This is a genomic window from Mycobacterium sp. IDUB_19 (assembly GCF_055419445.1).
On the sequence record NZ_JBVAXR010000011.1, the window covers coordinates 108,017 to 134,638 of the forward strand.

20 protein-coding genes and 1 pseudogene are annotated in these 26,622 nt (G+C 61.1%); 14 read left to right on the top strand and 7 right to left on the bottom strand.

Annotated features, from left to right (window positions below; genetic code table 11):
• The first annotated feature begins 552 nt into the window (after positions 1-552).
• Positions 553-2,094, top strand: coding sequence for a flavin-containing monooxygenase (locus ACZY0B_RS11800; protein WP_463764281.1), 1,542 nt, complete (start codon positions 553-555; stop codon positions 2,092-2,094).
• Between the two features lie 821 nt (positions 2,095-2,915).
• Here ACZY0B_RS11800 and ACZY0B_RS11805 read toward each other — a convergent pair.
• Positions 2,916-3,635 carry a GntR family transcriptional regulator gene (locus ACZY0B_RS11805; RefSeq protein WP_463764282.1) on the bottom strand — a complete coding sequence of 240 codons (720 nt, stop codon included), beginning with the start codon at positions 3,633-3,635 and terminating at the stop codon, positions 2,916-2,918.
• Positions 3,636-4,193: 558 nt separating this feature from the next.
• Entirely contained in the window at positions 4,194-5,144 is a 951-nt protein-coding gene (locus ACZY0B_RS11810) for an alpha/beta hydrolase (protein ID WP_463764283.1), read from the bottom strand.
• A gap of 571 nt (positions 5,145-5,715) precedes the next feature.
• Between ACZY0B_RS11810 and ACZY0B_RS11815 the strand changes: the two are divergent.
• From ACZY0B_RS11815 to ACZY0B_RS11845, 7 genes and pseudogenes are all read left to right on the top strand, one after another.
• Positions 5,716-5,898 (top strand): annotated as a pseudogene (locus tag ACZY0B_RS11815) (antibiotic transporter); the annotation flags it as partial.
• Positions 5,899-6,202: 304 nt separating this feature from the next.
• Positions 6,203-8,176: an acetate--CoA ligase gene (acs, locus tag ACZY0B_RS11820; protein ID WP_463764284.1), complete on the top strand. Its 1,974-nt coding sequence runs from the start codon at positions 6,203-6,205 to the stop codon at positions 8,174-8,176.
• A gap of 2 nt (positions 8,177-8,178) precedes the next feature.
• The gene (locus tag ACZY0B_RS11825; RefSeq protein ID WP_463764285.1) at positions 8,179-8,913 is read left to right on the top strand and encodes an alpha/beta fold hydrolase; all 735 of its coding nucleotides are present in this window, start codon (positions 8,179-8,181) and stop codon (positions 8,911-8,913) included.
• A 410-nt stretch (positions 8,914-9,323) separates the two neighbouring features.
• Entirely contained in the window at positions 9,324-9,977 is a 654-nt protein-coding gene (locus ACZY0B_RS11830; RefSeq protein ID WP_463764286.1) for a TetR/AcrR family transcriptional regulator, read from the top strand.
• A gap of 169 nt (positions 9,978-10,146) precedes the next feature.
• Entirely contained in the window at positions 10,147-10,488 is a 342-nt protein-coding gene (locus tag ACZY0B_RS11835; protein WP_463764287.1) for a hypothetical protein, read from the top strand.
• A 58-nt stretch (positions 10,489-10,546) separates the two neighbouring features.
• Positions 10,547-10,912: an MmpS family transport accessory protein gene (locus tag ACZY0B_RS11840; RefSeq protein ID WP_463764288.1), complete on the top strand. Its 366-nt coding sequence runs from the start codon at positions 10,547-10,549 to the stop codon at positions 10,910-10,912.
• Positions 10,909-13,767, top strand: a complete 2,859-nt coding sequence (locus ACZY0B_RS11845; RefSeq protein ID WP_463764289.1) for an MMPL/RND family transporter — start codon at positions 10,909-10,911, stop codon at positions 13,765-13,767. Before ACZY0B_RS11840 ends, ACZY0B_RS11845 begins: the two co-directional genes overlap by 4 nt.
• Positions 13,768-14,300: 533 nt before the next feature.
• Here ACZY0B_RS11845 and ACZY0B_RS11850 read toward each other — a convergent pair.
• The 3 genes from ACZY0B_RS11850 to ACZY0B_RS11860 form a co-directional block, all read right to left on the bottom strand.
• Positions 14,301-14,807, bottom strand: a complete 507-nt coding sequence (locus ACZY0B_RS11850; RefSeq protein WP_463764323.1) for an XRE family transcriptional regulator — start codon at positions 14,805-14,807, stop codon at positions 14,301-14,303.
• A 1,025-nt stretch (positions 14,808-15,832) separates the two neighbouring features.
• Positions 15,833-16,867: a hypothetical protein gene (locus ACZY0B_RS11855; RefSeq protein WP_463764290.1), complete on the bottom strand. Its 1,035-nt coding sequence runs from the start codon at positions 16,865-16,867 to the stop codon at positions 15,833-15,835.
• 23 nt (positions 16,868-16,890) lie between these two features.
• Positions 16,891-19,452 (bottom strand): NACHT domain-containing protein, encoded by a 2,562-nt coding sequence (locus tag ACZY0B_RS11860; RefSeq protein ID WP_463764291.1) that lies wholly within the window; start codon positions 19,450-19,452, stop codon positions 16,891-16,893.
• Between the two features lie 223 nt (positions 19,453-19,675).
• Here ACZY0B_RS11860 and ACZY0B_RS11865 point away from each other — a divergent pair, with 223 nt between their 5' ends.
• From ACZY0B_RS11865 to ACZY0B_RS11890, 6 genes are all read left to right on the top strand, one after another.
• Positions 19,676-20,470 (top strand): hypothetical protein, encoded by a 795-nt coding sequence (locus ACZY0B_RS11865; protein WP_463764292.1) that lies wholly within the window; start codon positions 19,676-19,678, stop codon positions 20,468-20,470.
• Between the two features lie 303 nt (positions 20,471-20,773).
• Positions 20,774-21,265, top strand: coding sequence for an HD domain-containing protein (locus ACZY0B_RS11870; protein WP_463764293.1), 492 nt, complete (start codon positions 20,774-20,776; stop codon positions 21,263-21,265).
• Positions 21,265-22,035, top strand: a complete 771-nt coding sequence (locus ACZY0B_RS11875) for a hypothetical protein (protein WP_463764294.1) — start codon at positions 21,265-21,267, stop codon at positions 22,033-22,035. Before ACZY0B_RS11870 ends, ACZY0B_RS11875 begins: the two co-directional genes overlap by 1 nt.
• A complete protein-coding gene (locus ACZY0B_RS11880) occupies positions 22,028-22,738 on the top strand; it encodes a hypothetical protein (protein WP_463764295.1) in 711 nt (236 codons plus the stop codon). The genes ACZY0B_RS11875 and ACZY0B_RS11880 overlap by 8 nt, the downstream gene beginning before the upstream one ends.
• 501 nt (positions 22,739-23,239) lie before the next feature.
• Positions 23,240-23,926 (top strand): recombinase family protein, encoded by a 687-nt coding sequence (locus ACZY0B_RS11885; protein ID WP_463764296.1) that lies wholly within the window; start codon positions 23,240-23,242, stop codon positions 23,924-23,926.
• Between the two features lie 722 nt (positions 23,927-24,648).
• Positions 24,649-25,161: a patatin-like phospholipase family protein gene (locus ACZY0B_RS11890; RefSeq protein ID WP_463764297.1), complete on the top strand. Its 513-nt coding sequence runs from the start codon at positions 24,649-24,651 to the stop codon at positions 25,159-25,161.
• A 37-nt stretch (positions 25,162-25,198) separates the two neighbouring features.
• Here ACZY0B_RS11890 and ACZY0B_RS11895 read toward each other — a convergent pair whose 3' ends face one another.
• Both ACZY0B_RS11895 and ACZY0B_RS11900 read right to left on the bottom strand, forming a co-directional pair.
• A complete protein-coding gene (locus tag ACZY0B_RS11895; protein ID WP_463764298.1) occupies positions 25,199-25,546 on the bottom strand; it encodes a hypothetical protein in 348 nt (115 codons plus the stop codon).
• A 105-nt stretch (positions 25,547-25,651) separates the two neighbouring features.
• Positions 25,652-26,245, bottom strand: coding sequence for a recombinase family protein (locus ACZY0B_RS11900; protein ID WP_463764299.1), 594 nt, complete (start codon positions 26,243-26,245; stop codon positions 25,652-25,654).
• Positions 26,246-26,622 lie beyond the last annotated feature (377 nt).

Consider the following 26,622-nt stretch of genomic DNA (forward strand, 5'->3'; position numbering starts at 1 on the left):
TGCGGCACGAGGGCATTCAGCCGCCCGCCATCGACCTGCCAGATCGAGGGTGCAGAAACAGCGACGATCGACTCCGGAGGCGAGACGTATCCGAACATCGACGCCCTGATGTGCTCAGCGGAAACCCTAAGGCGCGCTGCGGGTCCGAATGATCCCGTTGGCAGGTAGAAGTAGCACCAGTTCACATCTTTGCCGCGAGCGTGGGTCCACCTGTTTGCTAGTGATGCAACCTTAGGGCTAGCTGCTTTGTCGGCTATGGGATTCCGGCTTGGCCTCTGGACTTCCGGTTGCGCGGCCGCAGCAGTGGCGGTCCGTATCCGTGGGCTGGCCAGAAGGCAATCGATGACCCGCCTTACGGATTCGTCGAGGCGTGGGTGTCAGCACAGAAGTGTCACCCCGCCCCGAGCAGAGTGCCGCCAGGAGAGCAGGAGAGGAAGCTATGAGCGACGAGATGACGAGAAATCAACGGCGACTTGGCATCACGACCACCTCGCCGCCCCCGCCTCGTTGGACGAGCCTCGGCCGGCGACGGCACCACGGAGGATTCTGACCTTGAGGCGTTCTGGCAAACCCATCAGCGTGGCGGTCATCGGTGCCGGCTTTGGAGGCATCGCTACCGCGGTCATGCTGAAGCGCGCCGGCTTCAGCGATTTCACGGTGTTCGAGCAGCTGGACGGGCCTGGCGGCACCTGGCGGCGCAACACCTACCCTGGCTGCGAGGTCGACCTACACGTGCACCTCTACTCGTTCTCCTTCACGACCTACGACTGGTCCAGCACTCACGCCAAGCAGCCCGAGCTCCTGCAATACGCCGAGGACGTCATCGACAAGATGGGCGTCCGCGACCACTTCCGGTTCTCCACCCGTATCGAGGCTGTGAGCTGGAACGAAGACACCGCCACCTACACGGTGCGCACCGCCGACGGCGACGAGCACGATTTCAACGTGGTGGTGAGCTGCCTGGGTCTTCTAGACGACCCCAAGTACCCCGAGTGGCCGGGGTTGGATACGTTCCAGGGCACGTCATTCCATACTCAACACTGGAATCACGACCATGAGCTGACCGGTAAGCGGGTCGCGATCGTAGGCACGGGCTCGACGGCTTGCCAGGTTGTGCCCGCCATCGCCGACGAGGTCGAGCACCTCTACGTGTTTCAGCGGGAGCCGGGTTGGATTATGCCAAAGGGCGAGCGGCCGTTCACCGAGGAAGAGCGGACGCGTTACCGCAGGCAACCAATCCTGCAGACCTATCAGCACTACAAGTTGCTGTTCAAGAGCTCGTTCAACCGGTTGGCCAAGGCGTACGACGCAAGCAGCGACGCACAGCCAGAAGTGCGTGGGATGTGCGAGAAGTTCATCGAGTCGCAGATCTCTGACCCGGACTTGCGCAAGGCGGTGACACCGGACTTCCCATGGGGTTGCAAGCGACCGGTGTTCGCGACGACCTACTACGCGGCGTTGACACGCGACAACGTGACGCTGGTTCCGCGTGCGGTCATCGAGGCCAACGAATCCGGGGTCGTCGACGCCGACGGGATGAGCTACGCCGTCGACATCTTGATCTTCAGCACCGGATTCCGCACCACAGAGTTCCTCGCCGACCTCGAGGTAACCGGACCCGGCGGCGTCCGGCTGCACGACGCCTGGCGTGACCGGCCGCGCGCATTCCTCGGAATCAACGTCGCAGGGTTCCCCAACTTCTTCATCCTCTATGGGCCGAACACTAATGGCGGCTCGATCATCCACCAGCTCGAGTGCCAGGCAAACGTGCTGGTAGGCGCCCTGAAGCGGATGCGGCGCCGCGGCGCCCGAATGGTCGGCGTCACCCAGCCGATGATGGACCGCTACGTGCGCTGGATCGACAAGCAGCTCGCCGCTCACTACTCGGCGACAGCCCAGTCGAACTGCCACAACTACTACTACACGTCGACCGGCCGGAACGTCACCCAATGGCCCGGCAGCATGGTGAAGTACTACGTGGTGACCAGAGCGCTGCCGCGCCTCGCACTCCGTTTCGGCAAGAGCGCGACCAAGCCGGCAACGACCGGAGGCGATGATCTCGCAGCTCGACGGCAAGTTCGTACCCAGGGATGAAGATTCTGTCCGCGGCGGTTGCCGTCGTTCAGGTCCGGAGCTGACAGGAGTCAGAATGTTGCGTGCCGATCACCCAAATGCCATGTGGCTGGCCGATCTTTACCGTGCCGATGGGGAAGCCCCTGACGATTCTCGACGCGTGGCGGACGCAGTGCAGCGAATGTCCCCGGACTTCGTGATTCACACTGGGGGGTCCGGCTCGCGACGACCGGCGGGCTCGACTTCACGCAAAACTACGCGCGCCGCCGAACAGAACTGGGAGGCCCAGTTCCAGTCGAGATCTATCAAGTTCTCGCCGACGACAGTTTCGCGATCATATACGCCAGATTCCGCATCGAACGCGACGGCGAGGTGTGGGAAATGCCAGCAATGGGGGCGTTTCGCTTCGAGGACGGCTTGGCAGTTGAACACTGGGAAATTGGCGACGGGAACAGATGGGACGCGTTCTATCTGGAAGCCAAACCGGCAGCGCAGGGGCAGACAGCATCTGACTACTGGAGCGCATCCTGACGGTTGTCGTTGATCATCGATGCCGTCACCGCACCGGGTGTAGAGACGGTGAAGCGTCTGCCATGAGCTGCCCCGCTACCGCGGCTTTGCTAAGCGGTAGCGCTTCCACCAGTCGACCTGTGGCCATCGGCGGCGACCCAGCGCGACCATCACAGCCCGGGTCGCCGGTAAACCGCGCGCTACCAAGCCCCGCGGCCCCCAACCCCCGCAGCGTGAACTCTGCGAGAAAAACCCCTGCGTCATCGGACGCCGGCGCGAAATCACTCGCTGACCGCGTGGCATCGAACGACCTGGAGCCACCCCGCCCGCGTTCAACTGGAGCGTGGCACGCGGGAGTTGAGCATTACGCCGTCCGGCGCCCTCTGTGGGGTAACGCTTTCTTCCCACCGCTCCGACAGGCTCTCGGCGGCCAAGGTGTGCATTTTCTCAAGACGCGCGCGAGCGGCGGCAGCCTTTCCTTCGCTCAGGAGGGTCAGGGCCTCAATCCAGCCAGGAATCAAGACATCAGTCAGCAACTCACCCGGGCTAAGCGTGAGGAGTTGATCGATCCGCTGCATCGACGTCCGAATCGCGGTGCTCAATTCCGTATTACCGGCGGCGCTAGCGATCTCGTGGCTAACCTCTGTTAGCAACGAGACGGCCTTGTCAGGTGTCTTTTTTACCAGGCGCGACGCACGAACAACCTTCGCGAGCAGCGCTGACCACTGCTCAACTTCGAGCCGGCGTGAAGCGCGCTTGACGGCGGCCGTCATCAGGATGCCGATCAGCTCTGTTAGCTCGATCGCCTTGGTCTGAGTCAGCATCGCGACGCGCCGTCGCTTGTTGGGCAACGATACGATCAACCCCTCGGCGATCAGCTGTGAGACAGCCTCACGAATTGGCGTGATACTGACATTCAATCGTTCTGCCAGCTCAGCGTCAGTGATCGGTTGGCCTGGCGCAAGTTTGCCGGTGGTAATGTCCTCCCGTAATTTCGCAGTCACTGCCTCGCGCCGGTTCAGCGGGACCACAAAAGGGCTGGGCGTAGTCATCTGCCGTCTCCTCTCCGTGGGATCCAACGTCAGCGAGCATTCTGAATTACCGTGCGAAGCGCTGCCGCGCATCTCTTTGCGATCACGAACACTACCGGCAATGCGACGCGCAGCGCGGCGTTCGGCCGGCGCGGAACGCCATCATGTGCCGGCGCAAGGGATCAACGGGTCGCGACGCACAACTGGTCTGCAGACCGAGACGGCGGCTCCAGACCCGAGTACCACACCCATCCCCTTGACGGGCAGACAGTCGCGTCGAATTATCAGCACGCCGGTGGCTTACCGCCGCGGTAGCGACCACGTTGCACCTCGACGGATCGACCGACACCTCGATACCCATTCGCGCAACGGGTCCGTCCGCAACGAGCCCTCAGCGCAGTCAACCCCCCGACGAGAGCCGCACCAAAATGCCGACGGGTCGACGACACCCAGTCACCCGAATCACGTTGGCAGTCAACGAGTTGATCGTTTGCCGTTTCGGTGCGTCAAACCCCTCGGCGTCGGACACCGGCCTCTAATGTCCTGGCTAATCAACTTCGAAAGTCGGCGCAGTACGGGTCACTGCAGGTCCGCCGAGCCAAAAGCACGTGCAACGCTATCTCCGATGAACCGTATGCCATCCTCACTTCCGGGAAGAACGTTGACGAAGGTGAGGAACCCATGCATCTGGCCAGCAAAGCGCTTGTGTTTGACGTCAACGCCTGACTCCACCAAACGCGTCGCGTACGCCTCTCCTTCGTCACGAAGTGGGTCGTATTCAGCAGTGAGCACTACCGCTGGTGGCAGTCCGGCCAAGGATTCCGCGCCCAGGGGGCAAGCCTGGATTGTGGTGCGCCGCCGGGAAGAATCAGGTAGGTAGTGGTCCCAAAACCACATCATTGCCTCGCGTGTCAAAACTAATTGGTTCTCGGCAGCGCAGTACGAGGGTGTGTCAAAGTCGGCATCTGTTACCGGATAGGCCAAGATCTGCATTGAGATGGCCGGGCCCCCAAGTTCTTTGGCCCGGATTGCAGTGACGGCGGCGAGATTGCCGCCGGCACTGTCTCCTGCTATCAACAATGGCTTCGATGACGATCCGGTCAAGTAGTCCATGCGTTGCGCCACCCATTTAAGCGCGGCAAACGCGTCCTCAACTGCTGTTGGGTAAGGGTGCTCTGGCGCTTTGCGGTAGTCCACGAGGACGACCGTGCATCGAGTCGCCTCGGCGAGTTTTCTTCCGAAAGTGTCGAATTCGTCAATAGTGCCCGTCACCCAGCCGCCGCCGTGAAGGTAGACGATTGCAGCCTCTGGATCTGACGTCGGCCGAAGGGCGCGTACGCGAAACTCACCACCACAGCTACTGCGCAGAACTGAATCATCGACTGACTTCATCTCCGGTCCGCGCCCATAGATGTCTTTGATCGCCGCGCCCATGTCGCGCGCCTGCTGTGGACTGAGCTGCCAGATTGGCGGTATCCCCGATTCAGCCAAGTGGTTCATCAGTGCCGTGGATGCCTCATCGAGCGTCACGGATATCCCTCTCAGTCCGGTTCATGCGCCGAAACGACTCGGCTGTCTGGAGTGTTAACATAGTCTGCAGTATGCAGCGATTCAAGGAGGTCGACGTGGCCTTCCATTGGGCTCCTCGGGGCGATGAGATCGAGTGTCGGCCACCACAGCTGGCATCGCGGGCCTAATCAAGACAATTATGTGCCTGAAGAACAAGGCGGTTTCCGCGACTCTCCACTTCACGCGCCCGAGTCCGGAGCTGCATCCGGATCAGACCTCGTTCGCCCGTCCGGCAACCCGACTGCGGTTCGCGAGGAATGGGACGGAATCCAACGCCCCGGGGGCAGCTCGTTCGGGGTGGGCGGCACCCACGCACATATCGTCATTGAGGAAGCGCCCCAGCTACTGCCCATGCCCCGCAGGTGCTGATGCCGTCGGCGAGCACCTCTGCGGGCACTCGACCAGACAGGGTCAACTCTGGCGACCGCGTTGGCCGACAGCCGCGGATACCCACATGCGGAGGGGCGAGCTGAGGGGACGCTCAATGAGCAACGCACAGAACAACTTCGACAAGGCGATCGTCGTCGTGTCGAGCAGCCATGCGCAGTACCTGATGCCGTTGATCGCACTGGAGGCCATCACGTTCGCCGCGATGTCGACGGCATTTCGGGCGGCGACCGACTCGGTGGAGGGCATCAACCGTCGGTTCAGATCCATGCCGATCGCGCCGTTTACGCCGGTGGCGGCGCGTATTTCGGCTGCGGTATACCGGTGCACGACCCCCGCTCGGCGTCGACGCAGTGGCAGACGCACTCGACGTGACGCGGAAATCCGATCCAACTTAGGCCGGTCACCTCGAGCAAACGGACGGCAGCCGCCGCCGGATTGGCACCGAAGACCTTTCCCACCTCGCGATCTGGATAGTCGACGATGACGACCGTCCAGACGCATACATGACGCTCGTCAACTCCCCAGCCGGATAAGAACCTGCTCGTGAGCGACCGCGACACAGCGCTTGAGTCGTTCTGACGCGCACAAGCACACACAAACGATCACCCTCAGGAAAGCCGGTCATACCAGTGGAAACGCTTCCATCCGCCAACAACGCCCAACCCAACCACGCCACCTCCTACCCGCCGCCCGCCGAGTTCGCCGCTCGGGCCAATGCGGGTGCTGACCTGTACCGCGAGGCCGACGCCGACCGGTTGGCGTTCTGGGACAAGCAGGCCCAGCGATTGTCGTGGGCGACGCCGTTCCTCGACGTCCTAGACTGGTCGGACGCTCCAGTGGCCAGGTGGTTCATCGGCGGCAAGCTCAACGTCGCCTACAACTGCGTCGATCGTCACGTCGAGGCGGGCAACGGCAGTCGGGTGGCCGTCCACTGGGAGGGCGAGCCGCTCGGAGACTCCCGGAGGATCACCTACTCCGAGTTAAAGGCCGAGGTATGCCGGGCCGCTAATGCGTTGACCGACCTTGGCCTGGGAGCAGGTGACCGGGTGGCCATCTACATGCCGATGGTCCCGGAGGCGATCGTGGCCATGCTCGCCTGCGCCCGACTCGGTGTCATGCACTCGGTGGTGTTCGCGGGATTCTCCGCGGGAGCCCTACGGGCACGCATCGAGGATGTCGAACCCAAACTGGTCATCACCACCGATGGCCAGTTTCGGCGAGGCAACGTCGTATCACTTAAGGACGCCGCCGACATCGCGGTCAAAGATCAGCCCTCGGTATGGCACGTGCTGGTCGTGCGGCGCACGGGCATCCAGACATCTTGGACCGCCGGACGCGACGTCTGGTGGCACGATGTCGTCGACAGCGCGTCGTCTGAGCACACCGCCGAGGCGTTCCCCGCCGAGCAACCGCTCTTCGTGCTGCATACGTCTGGAACCACAGGTAAGCCCAAGGGCATCTTGCACACAAGCGGTGGATATCTCACCCAGGCGTCGTACACCCACTTCAACGTGTTCGACATTAAACCCGACACCGATGTGTACTGGTGTACCGCCGACATCGGTTGGGTCACCGGGCACAGCTACATCGTCTATGGCCCTCTTTGCAACGGAGTGTCGCAGGTCGTCTACGAAGGCACGCCCAACTCACCCAGCGAGCACCGACACTTTCAGATCATCGAAAAGTATGGTGTCACCGTTTATTACACGGCCCCCACGCTGGTCCGAACCTTCATGAAGTGGGGCCGCGAGATTCCTGATGCGCATGATCTGACTAGCCTGCGATTACTAGGATCGGTCGGCGAGCCCATCAACCCCGAAGCGTGGCGCTGGTATCGGGATACCCTGGGCGCCAACGAGATCCCAGTCGTCGACACCTGGTGGCAGACGGAGACAGGTGCAATCATGATTTCGCCGCTGCCGGGTGTGGCGGCCGCCAAGCCGGGTTCGGCGATGACACCGCTGCCTGGCATCTCGGCCAAGATCGTCGACGGCGACGGTAAGCAGCTCGAACCAGCTGCGGACCACGGCGAACAGCCCAGCGGCTACCTAGTGCTCGATCAGCCGTGGCCGTCGATGCTGCGCGGCATTTGGAACGATCCCGAGCGCTTCAAGGAGACCTACTGGTCGCGATTCGCCGACCAGGGCTGGTACTTCGCCGGAGACGGGGCGCGATACGACGCCGACGGCAACATTTGGGTGCTTGGCCGCATCGACGACGTGATGAACGTGTCGGGCCACCGCATCTCCACCGCCGAGGTGGAGTCCGCGCTCGTCGGGCACTCGGGAGTGGCCGAGGCTGCCGTCGTCGGTGCCAGCGACGACACGACGGGACAGGCAATCTGCGCGTTCGTCATTCTGCTGGCCAGCCACGCCGATGGCGGAACAAGCATGGTCGAGGAACTGCGCGCCCAAGTGGCAAAAGAGATCTCGCCGATCGCCCGACCGCGGGAAATCCACGTCGTGCCCGGTTTACCAAAGACCCGCAGCGGCAAGATCATGCGCCGGTTGCTGCGCGACATCGCCGAGGGTCGGGAGCTCGGCGACACGTCAACCCTGGTAGACCCTAGTGTCTTCGAGGCGATCCGGCTCCGGAGGTCCTAGCGATGTCTACCTACGTTCTGGTACACGGCGGCGGGCTTGGCGGTTGGTGTTACCAGCCGGTCGCCAAACTGCTGCGGGCACAAGGACATCAAGTATACGCCCCGACGCTGGCAGGACTCGCGGAGAGATTCCACCTCGTGAGCCACGGCGTGGACCTGACATGCCACATTCGCGAGATCGCCGGGCTGCTGCGCTACGAAGATCTGCGTGATGCCATCCTCGTCGGTCACGGCTCCGGGGGGATGGTGATCACCGGGGCGGCCGACCGCGCCTCTGACCGGGTCGGCCACCTGGTGTACCTCAACTCGGCCATCCCGGCCAACGGCCAGTCGCTATCCGACCTCGCTGCGGTCGTCGGTGCCCTGGGCATGGATGTCGCTACCATCGACGGCGTCGAACTGGGCCTGATTCCGACGCCGAGCCTGATATCCCATCACGGGGTGTCGGACCCAGCGGTGTTGGAGTGGATGGTCCCGCGGCTTACCCCCCATCCGTGGAAGTGCTTTGAACAGCCTCTCGACCTACGAAATGAAGGCGCCCTTGCCGCGATCCCGCAAAGCCACATCATCAGCGGGCCGTCGAGCACTTGCCTGGATATAGAGCATCTGCGCGAGATCGCTGCGGGCCGCGTCTGGCAGCGTGACACCGGCCACGCCGTGATGCTGACCGACCCTGAGTGGCTGGCGGACAAATTGGCAGCGACCGCAGAATGGCTACCGGCGTTTCGCGAAGGGTAACAAGTCGGTGCCACCGCCAACCCGCTCAAGCCCCAGCGGGTTAAACGCGTTAGTTCGCAGCGCAGAATGCCCAGCCACCGATCCACGGCCCGACGCACGCACAAGTCGTTGTGCTCATGTCGATCCGGCCTGTTGAAATCGCCCCGCTACCCACAGACGCGGTCCCAGTGCTCGCGGTGGCGACACGCCTGGGATAGCCGCATGTCCGTGTTGAGCCGCGAGCCTTCGTGGACTATGGTTAGGAACAAGAATTCGCATTCCGGTTCGCGCGGCTAACGTCGCTGCGGGCGGCGCCATTGAGGCATTCGCGAAAGGAAGTGGCGATGGCGCAAGGCGCACCGTCGGGACTTGCCAGAGATAGTCGGCCAACTCACCGACCCAATCCCGGCGGGCCTACAGGCTCATGGGCAGTGACGCCCGGGCAGGCGGAGTCAGCATTCCACCCGCCGCAGCAGGCGCGCAGTCGCGCAGCCCTGCAACGGTTACTTGCCTCGGCCGAATACGTCCTCGTTAACGAGGGGCTCGAAGAGCTCACGATCGCGCGCGTCGCTGAACACGCCGGAGTCTCCATCGGCGGCGTCTACCGGCGATTCGCAGGCAAAGAGCAACTCATCGAAGCCGTGAAACAAGCATTCGTGGAGCAACTCGAACAACGCGTCGCCGCAGCACTCGACACGGCGGAGTTGTCGGTGCGTGGTGTTGTCAACGGCTTCACCACGGCGCTAAGCGAAACCCTCAACGACAGGGGCCGCCTCATACCCGCCGTCCTGGCAGGTGGACACGGACCCGATGCCTCAGAGCAAGGACTGCGCACTCTCACCAGCTTGCAGCAGCGGTTTCTCGACGCTGTAGCACCTCACCAGGAACAGATCCAGCACGGAGATCCCATGGCGGCGCTGAACATTGCCTTTCGCACTGTGATCGGGGCCGCGGCGCACCGTGCCGCGATATCGCCGTGGTTTCCTGACGGCATGACGTGGCCACAATGGGGCCACGAAATCGCCAACATGATCACCGCTTATCTGACCGCCGAGTGTCAAACCGTGTGTTCCGCAACGCAATAAGAAGCACGCGGTATCGGCTCTGGTTGTTCTGCAGACCCGTCATGAGGACGGGAGGTCACATCAAAGGAGTTCACATGACCACCGTGGCGTTAACCGCCCTAGCTTCGGCCAAGCCCTTAGTAAGGCCGCTAGCCGCTGTCCTGAGGGCCTCGGTCCTGCTGGTCATTCTGTGATCGCCTTCGCTGTGCCTGCGCCGGAATCTGCTCGGCATCACGTTGCGATCGCGGCCATTAAACGACCCGCACGGATCACCGAATTGCGCAAGACTGCAAGTAAATTCACGATGTGTCACGATACGGTCGACACCGACGCGTCGACCGCGATCCCCCACGATGAGTTCTGTAGCACATTCGTCTTTCGCTCAACCGCCGATGTCGACATTCACTACGCAACCATGGGCAAGTTCAGTCGTGGCGGCAACGACACCGTCGATAGCGACAGAATCGGATTGGATCACCGGCCGATGGATGTCCCAAAGGCTGCTGAGGGCAGGGGTTCTCATGCTGAGTAGGGCCAGGCAGTACTGGCTGCCACTATTGGTCGTGGCTGCAATCGCGCTAGGAGGATTCGTGGTCTACCGGATGCATCGAGTTTTCGGGTCTGATAACGAGATCACCCGGGAAGGCTCCGGGATCACCAATGACGCCAAGCCGATTAACCCGAAGCGGATAACCTATGAGGTGTTCGGGCCGGCAGGCGACGTCGCCACTATCAATTACCTTGATCTGTCGGCGAATCCGCGCAGCCTCAAGAAGGTGCCGCTTCCCTGGTCGCTGACGCTGACGACGACCGCGCCGGCGACCGCTCCCATCCTTCTTGCTCAGGGCAGCGCCCAGACCATCGGCTGCCGCATCAGCGTGGACGGCAACGTCAAAGACGAGAAGTCCGCGCACGGCGTGGACGCTTTCACCTTCTGCCAGGTGAAGTCGGCATGAGCACCGACCTCAAGGGCGCTCGGCCGATCATCCCCCGGTTCATTCACAGGTTGGCAGTACCGATCCTGCTGGGATGGGTAGGACTGGCCGTGTTGCTCAGCGTGGCCGTGCCCTCCTTGGAGCAAGTGGGAGAAGAACACTCAGTGTCGGTGAGCCCTTCCGATGCCCCCGCGATGCAGGCCCTGAAGCACATTGGCCGGGTTTTTCAGGAGTCCAATTCCGACAGCTCGGCGATGGTGGTGTTCGAAGGTGACCGGCCGCTAGGAGGTGAGGACCACCGTTATTACGCTGAGCTGGTCAACAAATTCAAAGCTGACAAAACCCACATCGAGCACGTTCAGGATTTCTGGGGAGACCCGCTGACCGCGGCGGGAGCACAAAGCCCCGACGGCAAGGCTACCTACGTGCAGCTCAGTTTGGCCGGCAACCAGGGTCAACCTTTGGCCCACGACTCCATCGCCTCAGTTCGCCAGATCATCGCCAGCACACCATCTCCGCCCGGCCTGCATGTCTATGTCACCGGCGCGACTGCGCTGGACGCCGATCGCCACCAAGTTGGGGATAAAAGCGTGAAACTGGTCACCGCCATCACGCTGTTGGTGATCTTGGTCAGCCTCTACATCGTGTATCGCTGTGCCACAACAGTGGTGTTGGTCCTCATCATGGTGGTCCTGCAACTGGTGGCAGCCCGCGGCGTCGTCGCTGCCCTCGGCCATTACAACATGATCAGCCTGTCGACGTTCTCGGTGAACATCCTGACCGTGTTGGGCATCGCGGCCACAACCGATTATGCGATTTTCATTCTGGGCCGCTACCACGAGGCACGCAACGCCGGTGAGGACCGCGAATCTGCCTTTTACACCATGTATCGGTGCACCGCGCATGTCATCCTCGGTTCGGGCCTGACGATCGCCGGCGCAGTGTTTTGCCTGTTTTTCACCCGGCTGCCCTTTTTCCAAACGGCCGGTGTGCCGATGGCGACCGGCATTGTGGTGGCGGTGCTGACATCGTTGACTCTGGTCCCGGCGGTGCTGGTGATCGCGACCCGGTTTGGGCGCCTCGAGCCTAAACATGTTGCACGGACCCGTGGTTGGCGGCGGATCGGGACGGCTGTGGTCCGTTGGCCTGCCCCCATTCTGGCGGCGGCATGCGCGCTGGCGCTCGTTGGTCTGCTCGCGCTGCCCGGCGTGAAGGTCAATTACAACGAACGCCGATACATGCCGAAAAATATTGCAGCCATGCAAGGTTTCGCCGCCGCGGACCGGCATTTCTCCCAGGCTCGGATGAATCCGGAAGTCCTGATGGTGCAAACCGATGAGGATCTTCGCAATCCCGCAGACATGCTGATCATCGAACGCATAGCCCGCAACGTCTTTCATACTCCCGGTATCGCGCGGGTGCAGACCATCACCCGGCCGTTGGGAACCCCGATTGACCACTCCTCCATTCCGTATCAGATCGGCATGCAGGGTGTAAGCCAGCAATTGACGCGCGACTACATGCAGTCCCAGATGGACGACATGGTGTTTATGGCCGACCAGATGAACGCGATGATCACCACCATGGAAAGCATGATCGGCATCATGAAAGAGATCACCGGCATCCTCCATAACATTGTCGGGCAGATGAAGACCATGGTCGCCGAAATGAACGAATTGCGTTACCATATAGCCGATTTCGATGACTTCCTTCGCCCGGTCCGCAGCTACTTCTACTGGGAGAAACACTGTTTCGATATCCCGGTGTGCGCGGCGCTGCGGTCAGTCTTCGACACGCTCGACGGCGTCGACGAGCTCAGCGACGCGATCGGGGAATTGGTGCCCCAGATGGACAGGCTCGACGCGATCATGCCGGAAATGCTGAAATTGCTGATACCCATGGTCACGATGATGAAGTCGATGCACACCATGATGCTGTCGATGCATAGCACCATGGCCGGACTGCAGGACCAGCAGGCAGGTGCGGCCAGCAAAGGCAACCCCATGGGCCAGGCCTTCGACACCTCCAAGAACGACGACTCGTTCTATCTGCCGCCGGAAGTCTTCGACAATGCCGACTTCACACGTGGCATGACCATGTTCATCTCACCGGATGGAAAATCGGTGCGCTTCATCATTACTCACCTCGGTGAACCCGCCACTATCGAGGGCATCGGTCACGTTCAGGCGATCCGCAACGCCACCTTCGAAGCCATCAAAGGCACCCCGCTGGAAAATGCATACATCTACATCGGCGGCACCGCCGCCATCGCCAAGGACATGAAAGAGGGATCCACCTACGACCTGATGATTGCCGCCGTAGGAGCACTGATACTGATCTTCGTCGTCATGCTGGTCTTGACCCGCGCCGTGATCGCCGCAGCAGTCATCGTCGGCACCGTCGTACTCTCCCTCGGCGCGTCGTTCGGAATGTCGGTGTTGATGTGGCAGTACATCCTCGGCATCCAATTGCACTGGATTGTCATGGCGTTATCGGTGATCATCCTGCTCGCGGTCGGGTCGGACTACAACCTGCTCTTGGTATCGCGGTTCAAAGAAGAGATCGGCGCCGGCATCAAGACCGGCATCATCCGATCCATGGCCGGCACCGGCGCCGTGGTCACCTCGGCCGGCCTGGTGTTCGCCTTCACGATGATCTCCTTCAGCGTCAGCGCGCTGCTCACCCTCGCCCAGGTCGGCACCACCATCGGAATGGGCCTGCTGTTCGACACCCTGGTCGTTCGGTCCTTCATGACACCAGCAATCGCCGCGCTTCTCGGCCGCTGGTTTTGGTGGCCGCTACAAGTACGCACCAGGCCCCTGCCAATCCCAACTGCGCCCCAACACCACCACATCCCAGCATTAGTGGGCTCTTAGCCTCGATCTATCGACCGGCTGGCGATGGCTAGGAGGGGAGGTCGGGCCGAGTTCCGTTTGAAGGGGATGAATGATTGGAGTTGCTACCAGCGCCGGTCACGTCAAAAGGCAACTGCCGGTGTGTCTTTCGCCTAGGCTCGGGGGCGGTTGTGCCGTGTTCGATTCTTCCAGCTCCAGATGACGCATAACCTCACGGCACCCGGGTCACGTTCAAACGATGCTCGAGCCGTCGCAAGTACGCGCGGCCGACACCGCGCAAGTCACGTCCACGCTTTCGCAGCGCTTGACGACGACACCTGCTGTAACCAAGCGCATTCTCGGTTCCTAGCACCAACATCTAGCCACAGCGGCCAGCCTCAGACGGCAGTCGAATCCACTCGTGTGCGGCCCCTTTTAGGCATCCTTTTGCGCCACAGCACTAGGGTCGGCGTCCTGCAGCGCGGTGCCCGCGACCACTTGACCCCAAGGGCGGCCAGCGGCGAATTGTGGCACGCCATAGCTCGCTTCACCTATGCCCATCACCATCACGGTAACTACTGCCTTTGCTCGGCCGCGGCCCTTGCCTTAACGAACCGCTGAGACAACCGACGCATTCGAATCATCAGCTGCGCCGACGGGCTACCGGTTCCGTCGAGGTAGGAGGCCAGGTCCTCGGGTGCCACGCCGATGCGAGCCGCGAATTCCCGCTGTCCCAAGCCAGACCATTCGATTACGTGTCGAACCTGGCGGGCCACCTCGGCGCGTTCGTTCGCTTCGAGGCGGGTGCGGGCGCGCACCACCACCTCCCAAAGCGCTTCGGCAATGCTGCATGGACGCGTGCCCTGGCGGACTTCCTCGATCTGACGCGCGGTGCGCCCGTATGGGTCGCGCTTCAACGCAGCGGCAATGCACTTCCAAGTATCGATATCACCGTCGTCTAGGGCCGAGCGGATGTCGGCGGTCGACCAGAATTCCACCGGCTGATCGGGCTCGTCGGAGCGCTCGTCTGCGGCGGGCGGCCGGGCCGACGGCACGGGGCGTCCTTCAGTTGCCAACGTGATCTCGCCTTCCCCCAACATCGCCGCAGCCACTGATCCCCACACCGGCGCAGCCCAGAACCTCCGCCGACATCAGCACCGAATGATCGGCCCGCGCCATGATTATCCGATGGGTCAACCGGTCATTCGTCGGCCAACTGCGGTGTGAAGATCGGTGTTCGTATATTAGAGGATGCGGATAGTGCGCCAAGATTCCGAGATAGTACTGTCACTACTATCTAGACCCCGCGTGCCTAGCGGCCCTACTATTCATCGAGCATTTCTTTACGTTTATCGAGCATTCGTTACCTCGTGTGGCGCTGACCAGACCCAGTGCCCACTCCAACCAGATTCGGGCTGCCTTGCAATCAGGCCCGCGATAGTCGGTGCGATCGATCTTGTTGTAGCGAAGCATCATTAGCTCGGCTCGTCGTTATCGCAACCTCCGACCACAGGTCGAAGAAGGCGCCGGTCGTTTCCCGATTATCTTTCCGCATAGCTCAATGAGGTCGGATGTCCAATTGGACACGCAGTGGACATTTCATTTGAGAATTGGACATGGGATTTGAGAACCTGCGGCAGCTCCGCCGATGAATTTCGATTACGTCAATCGCGAGAAGTGAAACTGGTGCGCGACATCAAAGGTCTCGCCGGCCCATTCCGCATCGACAAGTCGCGGTTCGGCCCGCTCAACCAAGCGCACCGCGCGCTCAAGTGCGACGTCCGGGTGCCGCGCCTGCCTCGGCTTATGTTGTGCGAGTTGAAATGTCGGAGCACCAAAGAATGTGACTGATAGCCGGCGGATAACCCGAATCGGCCTCGCGTTCTGCTGAGAGTGACCTTGAGCTGCACCAACGTAATTTGGTCGGCTGGTAGGGAGACAGCCGGGGTATACAGGATTTCCGCCGCGCACGACCCTCGTGCTGAAATGGCATCAGCCAACAACACAGCCATTCGCCCAACGGAGGCTATGGCTACGGACGCGTACTAGCGCGGTTCACGCGAGGGTAGATGAGTCGGGCGATCAAGTTCGGAGCGTCTTCACGCCGCTACATCCCCTTCCATGCCACTCGGGTGCCCAAGAGCACCGTTGCGTCGGCGTGGAACCGCGTTGCGAACACATTGTCGCCGGCAAATCGGAAGCACTCAAGGAGGACCGCATCCTCGATCAGTGCGTCGTCAGTCCAATAGATGCCTCCCGCGTAGGCAGCGTCGAGGAGCTTGAATGACGCCTGCGGCGGATCAGCCTTAGTCACAATCAAGTCGCTGACACCTGTAAGCGTTTTAGGCGGGCCATAAGCGACAAGTTGAGTCATCACAACGGTTGTCACACGGTCGATCTCTTCATTGACTGAATCGAACGCCTCAGCGAAGTAGCGCGCCTGTGGCGAAAGCGCCTCCAGTGCCGCCATAGTGATCGACCGAGCTCGATTCAGCCCCTCGCGTGGATCACCGTAATCCAAGCCCGCCTGTTGAGAAGCATCCGCTGCCCGTCGTGATAACTGCAGTTTCGCCTCGACAAGCTCCTCGCGCGTATGCTCCTCCAGCGCTTCATGCGCCTTCGAGAACGCCTTCCAGGAAGGCAGTTCTCTGAACGCGTTGGCTAGCGCAGTGAAACGATCGTCAGCGTCCACGCCCATCTGGAAGTCACAGTTGGCGGGTCGATCCTGGTACTCGATGCCCGCCCGCAGAAGTTGATCAGCCCACGGCACGGTGAAGTTGTTCATCGCGTGGAACGACTCTTGCGCAAGCTGCGGCGCCGGGATATGCGGGAAGCCCGGAAGCCGCGACCGTATCCACCAGGTGAGGTGAAAAAAGGCCATCTCGACTGCGGCGGAATTAGCTGCAAACTCGCGGTCGCGCTGGCTGACGTCGATGCCCATATGCGGAAAAGCCTTATGGACATGGAAGGGCATCTTCGTAAGCGACTGCGGATCTCGGAGAGCAAGGTAGCGCAAACATGGCGTAGCGTCTTGGCTGTCCAGATCGAATGACAGCTCTTCTCTTACCGCAATCACTTTGCGCGATTGCGACCAGCAATCCGCGAGCGATGCCACAGCGGCCCAAACTTCCTTAGTGCTCATTCGATCTTGTCACCCTTCAATGCCTACCTGAGCCAAGGCATGTCAACGAGCTCATTGATTGCCTTGCGTACATACTCTTTGGCAGTGTCTTCCGGCGACTTTCGTAGTATCGAGTCGACGCTGCCCCAACCGGTGTGTGGGCCTTCCGCGTGCCAGCTGTCGAAGTTGATCACCCGTATCCTCGTCGTGGGCGAGTCTCGCCAAATGATCGGCCAATACGGGTCTTTGTCTCGCCGGCCGGGTTGTATCGCTATATCCAACGACTCTGGCAGTGCTAGAGCCAGAACGCGCTCGTAACAGCAGCTTGGAAAGAGCTCACGTGTAAGGGATTTCACGCGCCTCACCGTTGCGTCCGCATGCTCCGCGACGGCAGCGGCGGCCTGGCTTTCGGTCTCAGGGATTCGCCAACCTACCCGGGTGCCTTCGAGTAGAGACTCAAGCATGTTCTTCCATAGCGTAACCGCGATTCGTAGCGGCCCCCCGCTACTCTCGCTGGCACCGTGTCGAAAGATTAGGGAAGCGACGTCATCCGTCGAAATAAACTCCGACTCGTTCGACACATCTGTAAGTACGAAGATGCGCTGGTCTACAGACTCCGCGATCTGTACCGAGGGCCGCCTGAGACCGGTGTCGCCAAGGACGTTTGATAGTAAACTAGCCACCGCACGTGGTGCATCCGGCGCCAATGGGCCGGCGTCGAACGACGCAACCGATACACTAAGGAAGGGCAACTCTTTAGTTATTAGATCAGCCAATTCCGTTGACACGCCTGACAACTCGGCGAGGAACTGGAGCTGTAGTGAGTCGTTTGTCGTTACAGACTGTGGTAGCGCGAGAAGGCCCTTGTCGACCGCCATGGCAGCAAAGAAATCGGCCAGCGAGTCGTGAACTGGACGCACGGTTTGGTCATAGTTCTCGTAGGTGACGAAGCCGCCCTGCCGTGCGAGGCTCTCAATCACGTCGGGGGCGATGTCCACACTTCGCTCATGAAGCACAAGAGATGACTTCGCCAGCAACTGCCTCCAATCAAACTGGTCGCACTGACGGCGACCACTCCTGAGGAGCTCGCCGAACGCAAAACCGAGAGCAAGCAGACAGAACTGAAGCTCAGTTACCCCGCGGCGGCGAGCCATCTCTTCAGTGAAGACGGCATACATTTGGGCCCGGCTCTTGATATCGAAGCCATACCAGATCAATTCAGCCGCGATCGTGAGCAAGTACGGCACGCAGGACGCGTCTTTGAGTGCGTACATTGCCCGCGCCGAAACTCGATTGACATCGCCGGACTCCGGCGCGCCGATGCGGTTCAGAACATCGGTGACCAGCTCTTCGCGCTGGTCTCGACGAATGCCTCGCAATGTATACGCGCTCTTCGAAACATAATGCGGGAGAATCGAGTTGAGTACAGCCGCGTCACGACCGATGAGGATGGTTCTGCAGGCAGTAGTCGAGTTCACTAGCGGCGCCAACTCGTTCGCAAACGCTTCCCGCTGATCGACCGTCATCTCTGCCGCGCCATCGAACACGACCGTGGCCGTTGGGTCACTGAGAATCGAGCGGCCGATGGAGATACCAACTGGCCGGTCGATAACCGCGGTCACTGCGTTGCTCACCAGGGCTGCCAGTCTGCCCGGGATGAACGCTTCTGCGTTGGCGATCACCAGCGTCCGACCGGCCGCAGCAAAAAGATGTCGCATCTTCGTAGCAGTAGTTGTCTTACCAGTACCCGACTGCCCGCTGATGAGAGCGTGGCCTGCCTGCTCAAGTAAATCGGTGAGAGGTATCGAGTCGTCGTCTTGTATCCCAGCGGCGCGTTCGACCGGCGTGAGCTGGCGACGTAGATCCTCGATGACACTCTTCGCCGTTTCGCGCAGGACGACTGTGTCTCTATACGCGTTCTGAGCCGCCAGATCCCAGTGCTGATCAAGGTCGACTTCGTTGAGGCCGAATAGCTGAGCGACCTCGGCTCGCGTGACTACGCGTTCTGTCGCATCATTTCGGGTGGCCCTGTCGGTCACCAGCAGGTACAGAGCGCCCAGGATGCTGTCGGCTTCGGCTCTTGCATCAGGTCCAGTCCGTGGCATCGGCAGCAGCGACATGGCCTGTTGGCTCCCGGCCGTCAGCAAGCTCGCCGTCGGGGTCGCGTCCACTACGACGCGCACACTGGCCGCTGCGAACAGTTCATTTGACTCGAGGGCACTCTCGGCCAACTTTGCGAGTTGTGTCGGATCGCCGACCGCGGCCTCTTCGAGGGCTCTCTGAAGTTCTCTGCCTTTTGGGCCCAGTCGGCCCCCAAGGCGTAACTCAAGGCCTTGGGGCGGGTGACCAGGCAGTCGACACCACCCCTTGATAATCGGATAAAGATCGCCTGGTGCCCAAGTTTCGTCGAGCTGACGATTCTTGATCTGTAGCGCTTTGAGTGACCCGCCGCGCTCGTCGAGCAATTCGAGGTCGAAGGCATCGACAGCGCTCTCTACGCCGACCGCACACGCGCCAGGGAGGCTGCCGTCAAGAAGTCCCAGACAGATTAAAACGGCGTGCGCTTGCTGGTAGGCGATCCCGGACTGGTTTCCCCACCCTGACACTCGACCTATCCTTCCAAATCGCACCGACAGATGCGCGCGCGGCGTAATCCTTGGCCTACGCGACTCGCGTTCGAGGTATCGCAGTAGTCGGACGTGTCCGATCCGGGTCTTCTATGGTCGAAATATTCAAGTAAGCGTCGGACTGTGGCTATGACCCAATCAGAAGCCGACCAGCACGCCGAACAATTCCTCCTATTCCCCGAAGTACTGGGACGATTGCAGGGTGGTAAACAATCCTGAGTCGGACGCAGCGGCGCCTTACTGGTCGAGCTTGATGCACATCGGAGTCCATCAGCGCGAAGTTCGATTGCGGCCCGACCTCCACGAACTCGGCCTGGACGAAGTCCATCGAGTCTGCTACCGCGCATGGGGGTATAGCAGGGCCGACTTTGAGCCCAACCCCTTCGCATCGGTGACCACAAGCCAATGGCGAGAGACCTGTGCACTCGCCGGATCCATCGCCGAATCACTGATGCTCAGTGCTGCGAGCTACATTGAGGCGACGTGGCATAGCCGAGCGATTTCCGCGCAGACCGAGCCGGCCGGAATGGCACTCGCACAGCGTTACCTCGCTGACACGTCCGTCGACACGGCGGTGAGCGTCGGACATCGTCTAATCAACTTTGTCGCGCGGGTCGCGCGGACCGACCCTGCAACACGCGAACAGTTCGACTCGGTCGAGAAGTTGAAACCACTCGCGGACAATTACGAGCCATTTGTCACCAATCTGCGCGCGGCATGGCTATCGCTCAACGCAGACACAATCCGAGTGTTGCGCAGGACAACACCGGCGATCCATCAGGGTTCTATAGCCGCACTCCACACGCTGGTCTCGAGTCCTGTATGGACAGCAATGTCCACCACTCGGGCCGAGAACTTTCATCGCTGGCGCAAAGAGCATGAATCAGTGCTAGGTGTCGACCAGAACTCTGGAAGAGCAACCGATTATGAAGACCATGCGGGAAACATCATCGGCCGCCGTGTTTCTGCGACACGTCGCCGGCACAGAATTCAGTGATGGGCTAACAGACCGCACAACACAGATCGCCGGCGACGGCGTTCGAGCGATTGCCGAGGCCGTTGATGCAGTGATCACAGATACACTGACCATCTGCGCCAATTGACGGGCGGTTTCGTGCTGATCCTGGATTCCAACGGGAATATCGTCAGCATGGGCGGTATTGGCAACTGAAGGCCCAGCCGAGTCCGGTTGTTGGGAGTTGCATTGCATCTCATTCGAATTTCACGAGCCTGTGCTTGCGCGCCGACTAGGATAAATTTGCCATCGGGACACCCGGTTTAAGCATAGGAAGTTGAAGTTGTGGACCTAGACGCCGTTGAGCTCGCTGGCCGGCTTGCAGCTGATGCCCACGCCGGGCAACTCGACAAGGCCGGGGAGCCCTATGTTGAGCACCTGCGTCGGGTAGCCAGTTATGTCGATCCGTCCGATACCCGCGCAGTCGTCGCGGCACTGCTGCACGACATCATCGAGGACACTTCCACCACGGCTGCACAGCTGTTAGAGCAGCGTGTGCCAGCCGAAGTGGTCGAAGCAGTTCAACTGCTCACACGCAAGCCGGAACAGTTGGCGACGGATTACTACCGCAACATACGCAGTCACGCGTTGGCGCGCGAAGTTAAGCTCGCCGACTTAGCTGACAACACCGACCCGGACCGTCTTGCGCGACTCCCTTATGTCCAGCGCGCTCGGCTCACAGAAAAGTACGGCGATGCTTATGAGGCTTTGGGGGTTGGCTTTGAGGATGGAGACCGTCGACGCGCGCGCGTGATGCGCGTGGTTAAGGGTCGCTGATGCCGAGCGGACCTAACGGGCCCCTGACCGGCGCGGATTTACTGCCAGCCGACCGATCGGACGCACCGGCGCTAGCATGGGAAGCGAAGGCCGATGAAGAGCTAGCTTTAGTTGAGTCGGAACACCCTCAAGTTGCCGAAGCCGCACTCGATGCACTGCGCGACGCTTTACACCACGAGGCGAACATGACTAGTCAACTGCTGGCATCTGTTGGATCCGGACCAGGCACAGTAGTGGCCCTCAAGTGGCGGCTGAAGTCGCCCAGTTCGTTGGCTCGCAAGATCCGTGATAAGGCCGACGCGAAGAGGCTCACACCTGCCGAAGCCGCCAGGGGCCTGAACGACACAATCCGCTACACAGTAGCTACCAAAAAGCAGACCGATCTGATAGCGACATTGAAAACGGTAACCGATACGTTGCGGGCCAACGGGTGGACCGTGCTCGAGGTGGAGGAATCATTCGTCCGGGGTAACCCGTACAAGGGCATCCATCTCACGCTTTCCGGACCCACTGGTCACAGGTGCGAGTTGCAATTCCACACCCAGACCGCATTCGAGCGTAAGGAGCGCGGCCATGCCGACTATGAGAAATATCGGGATGTCGCCCTGTCGTATGAGACGCGTTTAAGTGCCTTCGACAGATCGGTCAAGCTTTGGGAATCTGTCGCCACGCCGCCAGGTTTACGCAAGCTCACGTCGGTGGGCGATGTCCCAGTTCAAACGAAGAAGTACCTTCCACCTATAGATCCAGAGAGGACCGGAAATGGGTGAATTTTACCTGGTCAAAGATGGGCCGCGGACCGTCACTCTAGCCGCCGAGCGTGACGGCGAGCTCTATGCGTTTGTACCCAATGTCAGCTCTTTCGTGTACAGCAAACCCATGTCGGTCGACTTCCAGATTGACCAGGAAATGACCTATGAGCCAGTGGGTGCGGACGCCGCGGCGGACATCGTTCGCGCTGGCTCGATCGGGAAAATCGATGAAGGTGCTAATCAGTTCCTCATCGACCATGTCAGAGCTGAGACTCATCGCATCAGTCCTACAGAGCTTCTGGGTCCTGGCACCTCCGCAGAAACCGGACTGCTGCCGGCGCAAGTCGCTAACGTCATAACCCAGCTGGTCCGGGGGCCGCTAGGTCGATGGATCACTTACGGCACGTACACCCGCTTCGCTCGCCAATTCGCAGCGCAACTGGCGAATGATCTGCGGGATGGGGTCGTGCCGGGGTTCACCGACATGCCACTGCGAGCACGCGTACGACACAACACCGACGACGATCAGATTGTCGAAGTCAGCCGCGCATCTCAACCGATGGCAGCAAGAACCACTCGCACCTCGCCGAGGAAGGCCGTTCCCAAGGTCGCGGCGAAGAAGACCGGCGACAAGTCGCCCGTAAAGGCGGCCCGCGGGAATCAATCCGCGGCCGCGAAAGCCAGTCCACGTGCCAGCGCGAAATCTCGCTGGAAAGCCTGACAGGTCCCGCGACATTTGTCGGCCCTCCCCGCCGCCTCCGGGTCTCGAAAGGACTCGGCACCTCTCGGGTCAAACGGGTGGTCATAGGCTCGAAAGGGTCGTCAGAGCCATTGCCACACGACGTGTTTCGGCGCGCTCGGTTCTGAACAGTCATTCAATTTGAAATCCTGGCGCACTACCCCGCACCTTTCACGCTGAGATCGCCGGCACATAGCCCAGATCGGTTCGCTGGCACATCGAAATGGCCCGTGAACTGCGTAAATACCCATCAGGTCGGCTGGTACGGACACAGCCAGGGATTAGGGCCACCGCCGCGAGCCAGAGCTCCTTTGCGCCTGATGACACGGATTCTCAAGCGCCGCTCCCCGATTGTGCGGCTGGATGCGTGCAGGTTGGCTGCGTCATCTCAAAGCGATGCGCAACCGGGGCTCCAGCCAGTCACGCCGGCAGCCACCGGCGGCGGGATGTACACCAATAGACCGTTTGGTGTACGCTGAACTTGTGACACTGCCCGGTATCCGTAAGGGCAAGCGCGCTGTGGTGTATCTGCGGGTCAGCACCGATGAACAGAGCGCGTCACTCGAAGCACAACGCGAAGCGTGCACTCGGCTTGCAAAACAGCACGGCTACGAGATCGTTACCGAATTCGTAGACGAAAACGTCAGCGGGGCAATCGCAATCGATAAACGCCCCGCGCTCAAGCGCGCGCTCCGCGCACTTGCCGATGACCGGGCCGACCGGCTCATCGTCGCCAAGCTAGACCGGCTTGCCCGCAATGTTCGGGTAGCTCTCGAAATCGACGAGGATTACGCGACCCGCCAAGGTTGGGGAATCCTGTTCGGAGACATGGAAATCGACACCTCGACTGCCGTGGGCAAGATGCAACTGTCTCTGTTTGCGTCGGTGGCCCGCTTCGAGCGCGATCGCATCAGCGAGCGCACCCGTGAAGCCCTCGCCGTCAAGCGCGCGCAAGGGGTGCGACTGGGTCGGCCGTCGAATTTGCCGCTTGAGACCATCGCGCGCATTATCGCTGAGCGTGATGCCGGTTTGTCGCTGCGAGCCATTGCACACGGTTTGGTGCGTGATGGAGTTGCGACCGCCCAAGGCGGCCGCGCGTGGCACGCAAGCACCGTTCGTAAAGTCCTCAGCAGCCAGCAGACGGCTGCTATTGCCCCAACAAAGCGCTAAATGCTCTGGATCCGCTCGCCCCGGTCGACGGTGCGCGGCAGCCCAGCGCTTGGCGCGGAGCCAGGTCCCTAGCGGGAGGTCCTCCGGCCGATGTTGGCCCGCCGAGCCTGGTTTCAGTGCCTGCGACCACTTGACCCCCAGTGTCGTTTTTCGGCGTTCCTGGACATCCGCCGGTATCCCGTCTGTGCACCTCACGCGGCCTATCTGCATGTCGGCGAACAGCAGCGAACATCCGCAAACCGGGTGCCGTTGCTATCCACGTTGCTATCCATTCGTGTCCATCCATGGCGCGGCCGAAGATCATTCGCGCGTCTAATCAGCAGCAGGAACATAACCGCCCGCGCCTGAAATTTGCCCCACCGAGTGCGCGGGGCCGATGACCAGCTGGCGTTCGGGCGGGTTGCTGGCTAGCCGGAGAGCGCCGAGCGTTCGTGGCAGAGCCGTCGACCCGTGTCGGCTTCCCACGGCGCACGTTGACATCCGCAACATGTCGGACCGCGCCGGTAACATGGACACTCGGACGTCATCAACGTCAACGAGAAAGCCGAGGCCCTGGTCGGAGCTGACTCCAGCAAGGGCCACGGATGTCTTGGTAGGACTCCTTGATCCTAAACGACCACGCCCGATCGGGTTACCCCTTTCGGCGTGATCCCGCGCACGAGTCACCCCGTCGGTCGGGGCCCCGCCGTACACGGCCACGGGCCGCGAAGTGAGGTGTGTCGGTGCTGGAAGGACCGCGCTTTCAGGTGCTCGCCCTCGACGGGGGCGGCATCAAGGCGCTGTTCGCGGCCCAAATCCTGGCGCAGCTGGAGGCCGACTTCAACGTCGAAGTGCGCGATTGCTTCGATTTAGTCGCGGGCACCTCGGCCGGCGGCATCATTGCGTTGGCCTTGGGCGCCGGGCTGCGACCCGCCGAGATCGTCGAGCATTACACCGACCTAGGCACATCGGTGTTCCCGGCGCACCGGCGCCGATGGTGGCGACTGCCGTCCAGGTTCTTCCACGCCGCCTATGATCCGGCACCCCTGCGCGAGGTGCTGACCAAAATTTTCGGCGAGCGCATCCTGCTCGACAGCACCAAGCGGCTGATCGTCCCCGCGTGGGATTTGCACAACGGTAGTTCCTCATCGACCATGTCAGAGCTGAGACTCATCGCATCAGTCCTACAGAGCTTCTGGGTCCTGGCACCTCCGCAGAAACCGGACTGCTGCCGGCGCAAGTCGCTAACGTCATAACCCAGCTGGTCCGGGGGCCGCTAGGTCGATGGATCACTTACGGCACGTACACCCGCTTCGCTCGCCAATTCGCAGCGCAACTGATTAGCACCTTCATCGATTTTCCCGATCGAGCCAGCGCGAACGATGTCCGGCGAATGATCTGCGGGATGGGGTCGTGCCGGGGTTCACCGACATGCCACTGCGAGCACGCGTACGACACAACACCGTAAATGTGCTCGTCGATTTCGGCCACTTCGGGATAACGGCGCAGCTCGGCGTGCAGCCGGGCAATAAGACGTTGCACTCCCTCGTCGACCTTATCGGCGGGGGGATCACCCCAGATGATCTCGGCGTCGTCGTGAGCTTCGGTCAAGGGGACGCCACTGCGGCTCCAATCGGTCATCTGTTGTCTCCTCTCGTCACGCAGGGCCGGGTGGCCGCTGCTGGGGTGGATCGAGGACGCCGGTGGGCGGCAGGGGCGCGAGGAGAGGACCAGACGCTTGAGGTGTTAGGCGGCGAGATAGCGGTAGAGCGTGGCGCGGCTGACCCCAAGGTACTTGGCGATGTCCTTGGCGGTGTGGCCGTCCGCCTTCATCCGCTTCGCGGTGGCGATATGCTCGGCGTCCGCGACCTGCCTCGGTCGTCCGAACCTAGTGCCGTTGGCCCGAGAAGCCTGCCGCTTCAACGCTGTCCGCTCCCTGACCAGCTCACGTTCGTACTCGGCAAGAGATCCAAGGACACCGATCATCATCCGACCCGCCGCAGTCGAGGAATCGATTCCGTCGGTGGTCGACACGAGGGTGATGCCCTGGTCGATCAGTCCCTTGACCGTCTGCAGGATGTGGATCATGTTGCGTCCGAGCCGGTCTAGCTTCCAGACCACCACGGTGTCGCCCGGCCGGACGTAGTCCAGCAGGGCAGCCAGGCCGGGACGGTCATCGCGAGTACCGGACATGGTGTCGGAAAAAGTCTTCGTCACGCCCGCTACTTCGAGTGCGGCATTCTGCTGTTCGAGAGTCTGGGCGACAGTGCTGACGCGCGTATATCCGACGCGCGATCCACCGCTTGAAAGATTGACTTGCTGCGAATCTTCTTGTCTCACAATTAGTTCAACGATAAATATGCGACATATATTTCTGAGGCGAACATTTGAGACAGTCTGACGTCGAGAAACGCCGACATCGGAAAGCCTTCAAACGGCGTCTCATATGTGGTCTATTTCGAGACTGCGTTCAGTTCTGCTCGGGCCTGGTCGATTTGGTCGTAGGGCGTACGCCACGATGGCGGCGGTGGTCATCGTTTCGCCCTTGCGGGCGAGCCATTCGTAGGTGTGGTCGCCGAGGACGTCGTCTAGGTGTGCGATTGAGATATTGATTTCAGGAAATGCCAGTGCGGTGAGGGGATTGACCCGCGAACCCGGCGATGGTGGCCGCCGCTTCGTAGCGTCCGAGCCCGGTCGAAAAGAGCGGCGAGGTTGGC